Raw genomic sequence first — 13535 nt, forward strand, 5'->3', positions numbered from 1 at the left:
CAGCTGCCCGCGCCGCCGGCCGCCGGCCGCGACCGCCGGGGCACCGAGCCGGCGGGCCTCGTCGGGGTCGTCGTCGGCATCCTCGTGCACGAAGCCGAAGACGTCGAGGTCGTCGTCCGGGTCCGCCTCGTCGCCGGGCAGGTCATCCCAGTCGTGCTCGGGGGGCCGGTTCACGCAATCTCCTCCGGGTCCTGCCCCGCCCACCGGCCGGTGCGGCGCTGCTCGTCCACGGCGGCCTGCAGGATGGCGACGGCCGCCGCCTGGTCGATGACGCCGCGGCTGTCCTTGACGGTGCGCCCCGCCGCGCGCAGCCCGGCCTGGGCCGAGACGGTGCTCAGGCGCTCGTCCACGAGCCGCACCGGGACGGCGTGGCCCGCGTCCGCGAGGGCGCGGGCCACGGAGCGGGCGTAGTCCAGGGCGTCCTGCGTGGAGGGCGTGTGCTCCCCGCGCAGGTTCACCGGCAGCCCGACGTAGACCGCCACGACGTCCAGCTCGAGCGCGTGCGCCACGAGCTCGCCGACGTCGCGCCCGCGCCGGGCGTCCCGGGCCAGGGTGGCCACCGGGGTGGCGATCAGCCCGTCCGGGTCCGCCGTGGCCAGGCCCACACGGGCCCGGCCGACGTCGACGCCGAGGGTGCGGCCCCGGCGCACGGCGTCGGTCGCCGTGGCGGCCCCGTCCTGACCTGCGCTCACGTCCGCCTCAGGCCGCGCGCACCGCGGCAACGACGGCGTCGAGGGCATCCCCGACGCGCGTGACGTCCTGGCCGCCGCCCTGGGCGACGTCGTCCTTGCCACCGCCGCCGCCGCCGAGCACGCCGGTGGCGGTCTTGACCATGGCGCCCGCCTTGAGGCCGGCCGCGCGGGCGGCCTCGTTGGTCGCCACGACCACGAGGGGCCGGCCCTTGGCCTCGCCCGTGAGGGCCACGAGCACGGGCGTGCCCGCCGCGTTGCCGCCGGCCGACTCGATCCGGGCGCGCAGGTCCAGCGCGAGGGAACGCAGCTGGTCCCCGGCCACATTGCCGGCGTGGTGGGCCAGGACGCGCACGGAGGCGCCCGAGGCGGTGGTGACATCCTGCGCCTGAGCGGCCAGCTCGCCCGCCTGGGCCTGCAGCGCCTTCGCCTGCAGCTCGGCGATCTGCTTCTCCGCCGCCTTGAGGCGGTCCATGCTGGCGGCGATGCGGTCCTTGAGCTCCTCGGCGGGGGCCTTGAACATCTCGGACAGCTCGGAGACCAGGGTGCGCTCTGCGGCGAGGTGGCGGAACGAGTCCAGGCCGACGAGGGCCTCGACGCGCCGGTTGCCCGAGCCCACGGACTGCTCGCCGAGCAGGGTCAGCGAGCCGATCTGCGCGGTGCGGCCCACGTGGGTGCCGCCGCACAGCTCGCGGGACCAGGCGCCGTCGATCTCCACGACGCGCACCCGGTCGCCGTACTTCTCGCCGAACAGGCTCATCGCGCCGAGTGCGCGCGCCTCCTCGAGACTCATCTCCTGAGTGAGCACGGTGTGGTCGTCGCGGATGGCGATGTTCACCACGTCCTCGACCTCCGAGCGCGCGCCCGCGGAGAGCGACTCGGCCCACCGGAAGTCGAAGCGCAGGTAGCCCTCCTTGTTGAAGGAGCCGGACTGCGTGGCCTCCGGGCCGAGGACCTGGTGCAGGGCCGCGTGCACGAGGTGCGTGCCGGAGTGGGCCTTCTCGCCGTCGAGGCGGCGCTGCAGGTCGATCGCGCCGAGCGCCTCGGCGCCCGCGGGCACCTCGCCGTCGAGGACCTTGACCCTGTGCACGGACAGGCCGCGCACGGGCGCCTGCACGTCGAGCACCTCGAGGCGGAAGCCGTCGCCGGTGATGAGGCCGGTGTCGGCGGCCTGGCCTCCGGACTCGGCGTAGAACGGGGTGGCGTCGAGGATGACCTCGAGCTCGGTGCCTGCGGAGGCGGAGGCGACCTCCTCGCCGTCGAGCAGCAGGCCGCGCACCACGGACTCCGTGGTGTGCTCGGTGTAGCCGGTGAAGTGGGTCTGCCCTTCGGCGCGCAGGCGCTGGTAGAGCGCCGTGTCCGTGTGGCCGGACTTCTTGGCCTTGGCGTCCGCGCGGGCGCGGTCGCGCTGCTCGGCCATCAGGGCGCGGAAGCCCGCCTCGTCCACGGCGACGCCGGACTCCTCGGCGATCTCCAGGGTCAGCTCGATCGGGAAGCCGTAGGTGTCGTGCAGCTCGAAGGCGTCCGCGCCGGCGATGCCGCCGCCCGCGGTGCGGGCCTGGCCGACCGCGGCGTCCAGGCGCGCGGTGCCGGCGGCGATGGTGCGCAGGAACGCCTTCTCCTCGGCGTAGGCGATGCGGGAGATGCGCTCGAACTCGTCCGCGACCACGGGGTAGGTGCCCTTCATGGCGTCGCGGGAGACGGGCAGCAGCTCGGGCAGCACCGGCTCGGTCACGCCCATCAGGCGCAGGGCCCGGATGACGCGGCGGATCAGGCGGCGCAGCACGTAGCCGCGGCCCTCGTTGCCGGGGCGCACGCCGTCGCCGATGAGCATCAGCGCCGAGCGGACGTGGTCCGCCACCATGCGCAGGCGCACGTCGTCCTCGTAGTGCGGGTCGGTCGGGTCCTCGGTGGAGGTGTACTCGCGGCCGGAGAGCTCGGCGGCGCGGTCCAGCACGGGGCGGACCTGGTCCGTCTCGTACATGTTCTCCACGCCCTGCAGGAGCATCGCGAGGCGCTCGAGGCCGAGGCCGGTGTCGATGTTCTTGTTCTCCAGCTCGCCGGCCACGTCGAAGTCGTCCTTCGAGCGCACCGCGGAGAGGCGGTACTGCATGAACACCAGGTTCCAGATCTCGATGTAGCGCGTGTCGTCCGCGGCCGGGCCGCCGTCGGCGCCGTACTCCGGGCCGCGGTCGTAGAAGATCTCCGAGCAGGGGCCGCCGGGGCCGGGCTGGCCGGTGTTCCAGTAGTTGTCGTCCTTGCCCATGCGCTGGATGCGCTCGGGGCGGACCCCCACGGACTCCTCCCAGATGCGGGCGGCCTCGTCGTCCTCCTCGTAGACGGTGACCCACAGGCGCTCCGGATCCAGGCCGTAGCCGCCGTCCTCCACGGACGTGGTCAGCAGCTCCCAGGCCATGGGGATGGCCTTCTCCTTGAAGTAGTCGCCGAAGGAGAAGTTGCCGCACATCTGGAAGAAGGTGCCGTGGCGGACGGTCTTGCCGACCTCCTCGATGTCCGCGGTGCGGATGCACTTCTGCACGGACACGGCGCGGGGGCTCGGCGGGGTCTGCTCGCCCAGGAAGTACGGGATGAACGGGACCATGCCGGCCACCGTGAACAGCAGCGACGGGTCCGGCGAGACGAGCGACGCCGAGGGCACGTGCTGATGCCCCTTGGACTCGAAGAAGGCGATCCAGCGGCGGGCGATCTCCTGGGACTTCATGCGTGCGTGTCCTTCTGGGTGGTGGTGGTCGGGATGGTGGTCTGGGGGCGGGGGCCGCCCGGGCCGGAGGGCGACGGCGGCTCCACCGTCTCCCCCTCGATGATCGGCCCGGTGTGGGGCAGGAACTGCGCCGCCCACGGGGCCTCGGCACGGACGCGGTCGGCGAGCCGGCGCGCCCCCTCGTTCAGGGCCGCCGCGGCGGCGTCCCCGCCGCGCAGCGCGGCGAGGTCCTCCGGGCTGAGCGCGGAGGTGTGCTGCACCCCGGCGTCGTCGCGCCCGGAAGCGGGCAGCGCCTGGGTGCGGTTCGGGTCCTCCGCGGCGTCGTCCTCCGCGAACGCGCCGTAGTCCAGTCCGGACTCGAAGTCCTCTGCCCCGGCGCGCTCCTCGCGCCCGCGGCCGGCCTGATGGGAAGCCATGCTCGTCCCTCCTCGGGTGGGTCCGTCCGCGGGTGCGCGGCGGTCAGTAGCGGTAGTGGTCGGCCTTGTACGGGCCGGCCACGTCCACGCCGAGGTACTCGGCCTGGGACTTGGTCAGCTCGGTCAGGCCCACGCCCAGGGCGTCCAGGTGCAGGCGGGCGACCTTCTCGTCCAGCACCTTCGGCAGCGTGTAGACGCGCTTCTCGTAGTGCTCGCCGGTGAGGGCGCCGGTGCCGGTGGAGCCGCCGAACAGCTCGATCTGCGCCATCACCTGGTTGGTGAAGGACGCGCTCATCACGAACGACGGGTGGCCGGTGGCGTTGCCGAGGTTCAGCAGGCGGCCCTCGGAGAGCACGATGATGCTGCGCTCGGAGTCCGTGCCCGCGTCCAGGGTCCACTCGTGGACCTGGGGCTTGATCTCCGTCTTCACCACGCCGGGGATGCGGGCGAGGCCGGCCATGTCGATCTCGTTGTCGAAGTGGCCCACGTTGCCCACGATCGCCTTGTCCTTCATGGCGGCCATGTGCTCGGCCATGATGATGTCCTTGCCGCCGGTGGTGGTGACGAACAGGTCGCCCTGGCCCACGACGTCCTCGAGGCGGGCCACCTGGTAGCCGTCCATGGCGGCCTGCAGCGCACAGATCGGGTCGATCTCGGTGACGATCACGCGGGCGCCCTGGCCGCGCAGCGCCTCGGCGGCGCCCTTGCCCACGTCCCCGTAGCCGCAGACCACGGCCACCTTGCCTCCGATCAGCACGTCCGTGGCGCGCATGATGCCGTCCGGCAGGGAGTGGCGGATGCCGTACTTGTTGTCGAACTTGGACTTGGTCACGGCGTCGTTGACGTTGATCGCCGGGAACAGCAGGCGGCCCTCCTGGGCCAGCTGGTAGAGGCGCAGCACGCCGGTGGTGGTCTCCTCGGAGACCCCGCGCAGGGTGGAGGCGGTGCGGGTCCAGCGCTGCGGATCCTCGGCGAGGGAGCGGCGCAGGGTCTCGAGGATGATCCGGTACTCCTCCGGGTCGTCCTCGGTGGCGCTCGGCACGGCGCCGGCGGCTTCGAACTCCACGCCCTTGTGCACCAGCAGCGTGGCGTCGCCGCCGTCGTCCAGGATCATGTTGGGGCCGCGCTCGGGATCCTCGGCGGCGCCGGGCCAGGTGAGGATCTGCGAGGCGGTCCACCAGTAGTCCTCGAGGGTCTCGTTCTTCCACGCGAACACGGGCACGCCCTGCGGGTCCTCCGGGGTGCCGGAGCCCACGACGACGGCGGCCGCGGCCTCGTCCTGCGTGGAGAAGATGTTGCAGGAGGCCCAGCGGACCTCGGCGCCGAGGGCGGTGAGGGTCTCGATCAGCACGGCGGTCTGCACGGTCATGTGCAGCGAGCCGGCGATCCGGGCGCCCGCCAGCGGCTGGGACTCCCCGTACTCCTCGCGCAGGGACATCAGGCCCGGCATCTCGTGCTCGGCCAGGCGGATCTGGTGGCGGCCCGCCTCGGCCAGGGAGAGGTCCCGGACCGTGAAGTCGAACGCGGCGCCGGGCACGGTGGCGCGGTTGGCGTAGGCCGGGTCGACGTCGGGCGTGCGGGACTCTGCGGGGGTCTCAGTCATGCACCCCAGCCTACCGATGCCGCCCCCGGTGCTCGCGGTGCCGCCCCACGGACCTTCACACCCCGATCCGGGGCGGGATCGGCAGCGGTCCCGTAACGCGGACGACACACAGTCGGAGATCCTCCGATCGTCCTTCATTCTATCTTCTAGAGGTTAGTAGTTAACGAACCTCCTCCCACCCCCCACACAGAGGAGACGCGCATGCAACCGGCAGACATCGCCTGGATACTCGCGGCGGCGGCCATGGTGCTGCTCATGTTCCCCGGACTGGCATTCCTGTACGGCGGAATGCTCGACGACCGCAACGTCCTCAACATGCTCATGATGGTGATGAGCGGCCTCGCGGTCGGCGGCGTGGCCTACGTCGTCCTGGGCCACGGCCTGGTGTTCGGCGACTCGGTGGGCGGGCTCCGCCTGATCGGCAACCCCGCGGAGTTCGCCTTCTTCGACGCCTTCGTCGCCGACGACGGGGCCGGCGGGACGCTCTCCGCCGCCTTCTTCATCCTCTTCGCCGCCATCAGCGTCTCGCTCGTCGCCTCCGGCGCGGCCGGGCGCATGAAGTTCGGCGCTTGGCTCGTGTTCGCCGCCCTCTGGGTGCTCCTGGTCTACAGCCCGCTGGCCCACTGGGTGTTCGCGTTCGACGACGAGGAGACCGGCGTCATCGGCGGCTGGATGGCCAACGTCCTCGGCCTGCACGACTACGCCGGCGGCACCGCCATCCACATGAACGCCGGCGCCGCGGGCCTCGCCCTGGCGATGGTGCTGGGCCGGCGGCACACGGGCACCGCGATGCGCCCGCACAACCTGCCGCTGATGCTCATCGGCGTCGGCATGCTCATGATGGGCTGGATCGGCTTCAACGGCGGCACCGCCGCCGGGGCGAACCACGTCGCGGAGTACGCCGTGATGACCACCATCCTCGCCACGTGCGGAGGCATGCTCGGCTTCATCGCCGTCGAACGGGTCCGTGACGGCCACGCCACCCTCCTGGGCATGGGCACCGGCATCATCGCCAGCCTCGTGGCCATCACCCCGGTGGCCGACGCCGTGCACCCCATCGGCGCGATCCTCGTCGGCTTCCTCGGCGCCGCGGCCGCCGCGTGGGCCATCACCTGGAAGCGCCGGCACCGGATCGACGACTCCATGGACGTGTTCGCCGTGCACGGGATCGCCGGCATCGCCGGGGCCATGTTCGCCGTCTTGTTCGCCACCGCGGCGGCCCCGGCCGGGATGGCGGGCGTCGTGTTCGGCGGCGATCCGAGCATGATCTGGCGCGAAGCGCTCGCGATCGTCGTGACGCTCGTCTACTCGTTCGGCATGACCTACGCCATCGCCTGGGTCATGGACCGGATCCACCCCATCCGCGTCCCCGAGGAGGGCGAGGAGCTCGGGCTCGACCGGGCCCTGCACGCCGAGTCCGCGTACGACGGCGGCATCATCTGACCACCCCGCACATCCGCGGCAGCAGCAGGAGGAACACCATGAAGCTCATCACCGCCGTCATCCGACCGAGCCGGCTCAAGAAGGTCGGCAACGCCCTCGAGGCCGCCGGCCTCACCGGCCTCACGGCCACAGAGGTCCAGGGACGGGGCGCCCAGGGCGGCCGCACCGAGTACTACCGCGGAGAGGCCCACGACGTCGTCTTCCGCACCAAGGTCCGCCTCGAGATGGTCGTCGCCGACGAACAGCTGGAGGACGCCATCGACGTGCTGGTCGCCGCGGCGCGCTCCGACGACGAGGGAACGATCGGCGACGGCAAGGTCTGGGTGACCGACGTCGTCCGCGTCGTCCGCGTCCGCACCGGCGAGACCGGCCCCGAGGCCGTCTGAGCCGGCCCCGAAGCCGTCCGACCCGACTCCGACCGCCCACCCCCGCGACCACCTCACCCCCAAGAAAGAGGAGCCCCATGTCCACCGAGATCAACTTCCGCTACCTCAGCGAGCCCGACATGATCGAGGCCGGCGTCGGCGACCTCGTGCGCTGCACCGACGTCATGGAGGAGGCCCTCGTGCTGATGCGCAAGGGCGACTACATGATGGCCGGAGAGAACGGCAACTCGCACGGCGCCATGATCACCTTCCCCGGCGATCCCGAGCACGAGGGCATGCCCAAGGACGGCCCGGACCGCCGCTTCATGGCCATGCCCGCCTACCTCGGCGGGCGCTTCGGCACCACCGGCGTGAAGTGGTACGGCTCGAACGCGGAGAACCGCGCCAAGGGCCTGCCCCGCTCCATCCACGTGTTCGTCCTCAACGACCGTGACACGGGCGCCCCGCTGGCGATCATGAGCGCGAACCTGCTCAGCGCGTACCGCACCGGCTCCGTGCCCGGCGTGGGGGTCAAGCACCTCGCCAAGGAGGACGCGAAGACCGTGGCGGTGGTGGGCCCCGGCGTCATCGCCCGCTCCACGCTGGAGACCACGCTCGCCCTGCGCCCGTCCATCGACACCCTCACCGTGAAGGGCCGGGGCGCGGCCAGCACCCAGGCGTTTGTCGACTGGGCCACCGCGACGTTCCCGCAGCTCACGAGCGCCACGGTCTGCGAGAGCATCGAGGAGGCCATCGCGGACGCGGACGTGGTCATGGCCACCACCACCACCGACGCCGCCGGCAGCTCCGCCTTCCCCTACTTCCCGAAGTCGGCGATCAAGCCCGGCGCGCTGCTGCTGCTGCCCGCCGCGGCCCGCTTCGACGACGAGTTCCTCGCAAGCGACGACGCCCGCCTGGTGATCGACGCCCAGGGCCTCTACGACGCGTGGCTCGAGGAGTACGGCGCGCAGGCGTACCAGATCCTCGGCATCCCCGGCTCGCACTGGTTCGGCCTGGTGGAGCAGGGCGTGCTCCCCGCGGAGAAGATCGAGGAGATCGCGGACATCGCCACCGGCGCCCTGCCCGCCCGCCGGAACGACGAGGAGATCATCCTCTACTCCGTGGGCGGCATGCCGATCGAGGACGTCGCGTGGGCCACGGACCTCTACCGCACGGCCGAGGAGAAGGGCATCGGCACGGTGCTGAACCTCTGGGAGACCCCGGCCCTGGCCTGAGCCCTCCCGGGACGGGCCCCGCGCCCCAGGACGGCGCGGGGCCCGTCCGCGCGCCGGCGTCAGGACAGCACGAGGAGCGCCCACGTCCCCGCCCGCGCGGCCGTCCACGCGTCGGCCTCGGAGCACCTGAGCAGGTCGAAGGGCCCGACGTCGCCCGCCGGCTCGAGCGCCACCGCGAGCGTCTCGCCCGCGGGGGCGGGCGACCCGGACGTCGGCGACCACAGCCGAGGGAGCGGCGGGGCAGGCTCCCCGGCCCGCTCCACCATGAGGTTCACCGCGTGGCAGGGCGTCGGCAGGTCCACCAGGTCGACGGTCGCGCCGCCGTCGAACTCGCACACGGTCCCGGCCTGCACCGGGGTGCGCACCCCGTCCACGGTCAGGACCACGTCCCCGCCGACGGGCAGGAACCGGCGGTGCCGGCCGGGCAGTGGCGAGAACGGCGCCGCCCGCTCGAGCGAGGCCACGCTGAGGCGCCAGCGGGGCAGGCCCGGCGTGAGGATCGCGGACTCCTGAGGGGAGACCAGCTCCACCGTGGTGCCGGCTCCGTTCGACCACCGCACCGGCGGCCGGTCCCGGTGTCGCGCGATCAGCGTTCCGATGCCCATCGGCCCAGCGTAGCCAGGCCGCGCCGGCGGATCGGCATCACGTCGCCTCGCTCGGCAGGGGCTCCGCGCCGGCTTCGAGGACGTGGTCGGCGAAGGCGCGGGCCGCGGCGCCCATCGTCCCGTGCCAGACCACGGAGAGCTCCGTGGTCGGTCGGGCGTCCAGCGGCCGCGCGACCACGCCCGGCATGCGCAGGCGTGCGACGGACTCGGGCAGGATCGACAGCCCCACGCCCGCCGCGACGAGGCCCAGCACGGTCTCCTGGTGCACGGTGCGCTGCACCACGTCCATCGTCGCGACGCCGGACTCGAGGGCCTCGGTGATCCGTGCGAGGTAGCCGGGCATGAGCTCGGCGGGGAAGAGGACGAGGGGCTCCCCCACGAGCTCGGCGATCGGTACCTCCGCGTGGGAGGCCAGCCGGTGCCGCTCCGGCAGCACCGCGACCAGCCCCTCGCTGAGGACGTGCTCGCGACGCACGCCGGGCGTGGGGACGAGGTCCCTGACGATCCCGACGTCGAGCCTCCTCTCCGCCAGCCCGGCCAGCTGCTCGGCGCTCGTGAGAGGGCTCAGCGTCAGCTCCACCTGCGGGAAGCGGCCCTGGAAGGCGTGGACGGCCCGCGGGAGGATCGAGTAGCTCGCGGAGCTGACGTAGCCGATCCGCAGCCGCCCCCGGATCCCCCGGTGCACCTCGGAGAGCTCCGCGACGGCCGCGTCGAGCCCCTCGAGCAGCTCCTGCACCCGGGCGCGGAACGCCTCGCCCTCGGGGGTGAGCCCGACCCGGCGCGAGGTGCGCTCGAACAGGGTGACGCCCAGCTCCTTCTCGAGGGACTTGACCGCCACGGACAGCGGGGGCTGGGAGACGTGGAGCCGAGCGGCGGCCCGGCCGAAGTGCAGCTCCTCGGCGACCGCGAGGAAGTAGCGCAGCTGACGCAGTTCCATAGGGCGACCCTATCGCTTCCTCCGCATTCGATATTGGACCGAACCACGGATCGCGGGTGGACTGGAGTCGTGCCGGACCCCGGGCACGCACCATCACGAACCCAGGAGCTCACATGTCTTCCTCCGACTTCATCGTCATCGGCGCCGGACTCGCCGGGGCGGCCGCCGCCTGGCACCTCGCCGAGGCCGGCCACCACGTGAGCGTCCTCGAGCGCACGACCCCCGGCAACCACGAGGGCAGCTCCCACGGCTCCGCCCGCATCTTCCGCTACGCCTACCCCGAGAAGGCCTACACGGACCTCGTGGTGCGCGCCCGGCAGGGCTGGGACCAGCTGGAGGCCGCGAGCGGCCGCCGGCTCATCACCCCCACCGGCTCCGTGGACTTCGGAGACCTGCGCGATCCCCGGGGCCTCGCCGCGGTGCTCGAGGCCTCAGGCGTGGAGCACGAGCTGCTCTCCGCCGACGCGGCCCGGGAGCGATTCCCGCAGATCGCCTTCGACACCGAGGTGCTCTACCACCCCGACGCGGGGGTCCTCGACGCGCTGGGCACGATCGAAGCGATGCTCGAGCTCGCGCAGGCCACCGGCCGCGCCGAGGTCCACACCCACTGGGTGGCGGCCGGCATCCGCCGCACCGCCGGCGGCTTCGAGGTGCGCTCGGCGGACGGGCGCAGCGTGACCGGGGCGAAGGTGATCGTGGCCGCCGGCGGCTGGCTGCCGGCCCTGCTCGGCGACCTGGCCCTGCCCGCGGGCTTCCTGGAGTCCGTCCCCGCGTTCGAGGTGCGCGAGGAGCAGGCCTTCCACCTGCCGTGGCGCGAGGCCGACGAGTCCGGCGCCGCCTACCCGGCCTGGCCCACGTTCATCCACAAGCGCTCCGAGATGCAGACCTACGGCCTGCCCGGGGGCCGGGACGCGGGATTCAGCGGGCAGAAGATGGCGCAGTACAAGGGCGGGCCGGTCCTGCCCTCCGCCCGGGACCAGTCCGGGCTCATCACCGAGGAGATGCGCCGCAGGGTCGAGGACTACGCCATGCGGTACCTGCCCGGCGTCGTGCCCGAGCCCTACGCCGAGGCCACGTGCCTGTTCACCATGACCCCGAACGAGGACTTCGTGATCGACGAGGCCGACGGCGTCGTCCTCCTCTCCGCCTGCTCCGGCCACGGAGGCAAGTTCGCCCCGCTGCTGGGCGAGCTGGCCGCGGGCCTGGCCACGGGCGCGGGAACCGTGCCCGACCGGTTCCGCGTCGCCCACCACCGGGCGGAGGCCGCCCGATGACGGCGCCCGCGACCCGCCGGGTCACCTCCCTGATGGCCGCCATCGCGGACACGGGCCGGGACAGGACGCGCGGCGGCTACACCCGCCCCGTCTACTCCACGGCCGAGCTCGACCTGCGCGGCTGGTTCGTCGCCGAGGCCGAGACCCGGGGCCTGGACGTGGAGACCGACCGCAACGGCGTGATCTGGGCCTGGTGGGACCTGCCCTCGCGGGACCGTGCCGGGGCGATCGTCACCGGCAGCCACCTGGACTCGGTCCCCGGCGGCGGCGCCTTCGACGGGCCGCTGGGCGTGGCCTCGGCCCTGGCCGCCGTCGACGTGCTGCGCGAGCAGGGCCGCCGGCCGGACCGCGCGCTGGCGATCGCGGTCTTCCCCGAGGAGGAGGGCTCCCGCTACGGCATCGCCTGCCTCGGCTCTCGGATCGTCACCGGCGCGATCCCCGTCGAGAAGGCCCTGGCCCTCAAGGACGAGGACGGCGGCACCTTCGCCGAGCACTCCCGGGCGGCGGGCCTGGACCCGGAGTGCATGGGGCGCGACGACGAGCGCCTGGCCCAGATCGGCGCGTTCATCGAGCTCCACGTCGAGCAGGGGCGGGGCCTCATCGACCTCGGGCGGCCGGTGGCCATCGGGTCCTCGATCCTCGGCCACGGCCGGTGGCGGCTCACCTTCACCGGCCAGGGCAACCACGCCGGCACCACGCTCATGCGCGACCGGCACGACCCGCTCGTCGCCGCGGCGGGCGTGATCGCCCAGATCCCGGGCATCGCGGCCCGGCACGACGGCGCCCGCGCCACCGTGGGGCGCCTGCAGCCGGTCCCCGGCGGCACCAACGTGATCGCCTCGCGCGTGGACGTGTGGCTGGACGTGCGCCACCCCGAGGACGCCGTCACGGCCCTCGTGGTGGAGCAGATCGCCGCGCTCGCCCGGGACCTGGCGGCCGGCCAGGGATGCGGGGTCGACCTCCGCGAGGAGTCGCTCTCCCCGACCACGCGCTTCGACCCGGGGCTGCGCCGTCGTCTGGAGACCGCCCTGCCGGAGGCGCCCGTGCTCGACACGGGCGCGGGCCACGACGCCGGCATCCTCGCGGCCCACGTCCCGACGGCGATGCTGTTCGTGCGCAATCCCACCGGGGTCTCCCACGCGCACGAGGAGCACGTCGAGGACGCCGACGCGGAGATCGGCGCCGAGGTGCTGGCGGACGCCCTGATGAGCGACCTGGGCATCGACTGACGAGGGGGCCGCCGACGCCGGGAGGGACGGTCCCTCCCGGCGTCGTGGCGGCCAGACCGTCCGGGTCCGAGCAGGATCCCAAAAATACCTATAGGGTCTGCATGTATATGGACGCCATCGATCTCCCCCTCCCCCCTGCAGGCACGCGCATCGGCGCGGACGAGGTGTACTCGACCCTGATCGAGGCCATCTCCATCGGACGGCTCCGCGCCGGCGAACGCCTCCCGTCCGAGGAGGCGCTGGCGGCGCACTTCAACATCGCAGCCATGACCCTGCGTCAGGCTCTGGCCAGGCTCCGGACCGCCGGCTACGTCGTGACCAGTCGTGGACGCCACGGCGGAACCCGCGTGGTGCCGGACATCGCCGTGAGGCTCGAGGCCGACGCCCTGCGTCAGCGCGTCACCCTCGGCGAGCTTCGCATCCTCACGGACTGGCGGCGCGCCGTCTCCGGTGAGGCGTCCTCCCTCGCGGCACTGCGCGGCACCGAGGCCGAGCGCGTCGACCTGCGTCGCCTCGAGCAGGAGTATCTGACGGTCATCGAGAGCACCACCGACCGGCGATTCGCCGACGCCCGCCTGCACATCCACATCGCCCAGATGTCCGGCAATCCACGGCTGGTCCAGGCGGAGCAGGAGATCCAGGAGCAGCTCACCCGGTTCATCCGCGTCACGTCGCTGCCGGAGGTCAAGGCGGCGCATGAGGACATGGACCACAGCCGGCTTCTGGAGGCCATCCTCTCGGCAGACCCGGAGTCGGCCAGAGCCGCCCTCCAGCACCATGTGGAGGTCACCTACTTCTGGGGCACGATGCAGCCGCACATCGTGGGCGGGACCCACGGCGCCGCCGTGCTGCGGATCGAGCCGGGGGCGCTGGAGGCCGGCGTCGCCCGACGTCCGGACCCCGACGCCGCGGCCTCCGGGAGCTGACGGCCGCGCAGGACCGGCGGCCCCTCAGTCGTCGTCGCGGACCAGGCGCAGGCCGGGGCGGGCCGGCGGGGCGGGGGCCCCGGGGGCTGGC

At 73.2% G+C, this 13535-nt stretch carries 12 protein-coding genes; 6 read left to right on the forward strand and 6 right to left on the reverse strand.

Annotated features, from left to right (window positions below; all coding sequences use genetic code 11):
* Positions 1-170 precede the first annotated feature (170 nt).
* From ruvX to ahcY, 4 genes are read right to left on the reverse strand one after another with little or no spacing between them, the layout of a single operon-like run.
* Positions 171-740, reverse strand: a complete 570-nt coding sequence (gene ruvX / locus NWP10_RS06525; RefSeq protein ID WP_184170781.1) for a Holliday junction resolvase RuvX — start codon at positions 738-740, stop codon at positions 171-173.
* Complete coding sequence (gene alaS, locus NWP10_RS06530) at positions 700-3411, reverse strand: alanine--tRNA ligase (protein WP_258300290.1); 2712 nt, start codon at positions 3409-3411, stop codon at positions 700-702. Before alaS ends, ruvX begins: the two co-directional genes overlap by 41 nt.
* On the reverse strand, positions 3408-3827 hold the full coding sequence (locus NWP10_RS06535; protein WP_258300291.1) for a hypothetical protein: 420 nt from the start codon (positions 3825-3827) through the stop codon (positions 3408-3410). Before NWP10_RS06535 ends, alaS begins: the two co-directional genes overlap by 4 nt.
* A gap of 43 nt (positions 3828-3870) precedes the next feature.
* Complete coding sequence (ahcY, locus tag NWP10_RS06540) at positions 3871-5430, reverse strand: adenosylhomocysteinase (protein WP_017487969.1); 1560 nt, start codon at positions 5428-5430, stop codon at positions 3871-3873.
* A 201-nt stretch (positions 5431-5631) separates the two neighbouring features.
* Between ahcY and NWP10_RS06545 the strand changes: the two genes are divergently transcribed.
* The 3 genes from NWP10_RS06545 (at position 5632) to NWP10_RS06555 (ending at position 8473) form a co-directional block, all read left to right on the forward strand.
* Positions 5632-6873: an ammonium transporter gene (locus NWP10_RS06545; RefSeq protein WP_258300292.1), complete on the forward strand. Its 1242-nt coding sequence runs from the start codon at positions 5632-5634 to the stop codon at positions 6871-6873.
* Between the two features lie 38 nt (positions 6874-6911).
* Positions 6912-7259, forward strand: a complete 348-nt coding sequence (locus NWP10_RS06550; protein WP_017487971.1) for a P-II family nitrogen regulator — start codon at positions 6912-6914, stop codon at positions 7257-7259.
* Between the two features lie 77 nt (positions 7260-7336).
* Positions 7337-8473 carry a tyramine oxidase subunit B gene (locus NWP10_RS06555; RefSeq protein WP_258300293.1) on the forward strand — a complete coding sequence of 379 codons (1137 nt, stop codon included), beginning with the start codon at positions 7337-7339 and terminating at the stop codon, positions 8471-8473.
* A 59-nt stretch (positions 8474-8532) separates the two neighbouring features.
* On the opposite strand, the gene NWP10_RS06560 is transcribed toward NWP10_RS06555, so the two are convergent.
* A complete protein-coding gene (locus tag NWP10_RS06560; RefSeq protein WP_258300294.1) occupies positions 8533-9078 on the reverse strand; it encodes a HutD family protein in 546 nt (181 codons plus the stop codon).
* A gap of 37 nt (positions 9079-9115) precedes the next feature.
* Positions 9116-10015 (reverse strand): LysR substrate-binding domain-containing protein, encoded by a 900-nt coding sequence (locus NWP10_RS06565; protein ID WP_258300295.1) that lies wholly within the window; start codon positions 10013-10015, stop codon positions 9116-9118.
* A 113-nt stretch (positions 10016-10128) separates the two neighbouring features.
* Here NWP10_RS06565 and NWP10_RS06570 point away from each other — a divergent pair, with 113 nt between their 5' ends.
* From NWP10_RS06570 to NWP10_RS06580, 3 genes are all read left to right on the forward strand, one after another.
* Positions 10129-11289 carry an FAD-dependent oxidoreductase gene (locus NWP10_RS06570; protein ID WP_258300296.1) on the forward strand — a complete coding sequence of 387 codons (1161 nt, stop codon included), beginning with the start codon at positions 10129-10131 and terminating at the stop codon, positions 11287-11289.
* Positions 11286-12518, forward strand: a complete 1233-nt coding sequence (locus tag NWP10_RS06575; protein WP_258300297.1) for an allantoate amidohydrolase — start codon at positions 11286-11288, stop codon at positions 12516-12518. Before NWP10_RS06570 ends, NWP10_RS06575 begins: the two co-directional genes overlap by 4 nt.
* Before the next feature lie 107 nt (positions 12519-12625).
* Positions 12626-13444 (forward strand): FadR/GntR family transcriptional regulator, encoded by an 819-nt coding sequence (locus tag NWP10_RS06580; protein WP_258300298.1) that lies wholly within the window; start codon positions 12626-12628, stop codon positions 13442-13444.
* Positions 13445-13535: the final 91 nt, after the last annotated feature.

The sequence above is a fragment of the Micrococcus sp. HG099 genome, assembly GCF_024723355.1.
In the GTDB taxonomy this organism is placed as follows: Bacteria; Actinomycetota; Actinomycetes; order Actinomycetales; family Micrococcaceae; genus Micrococcus; species Micrococcus endophyticus.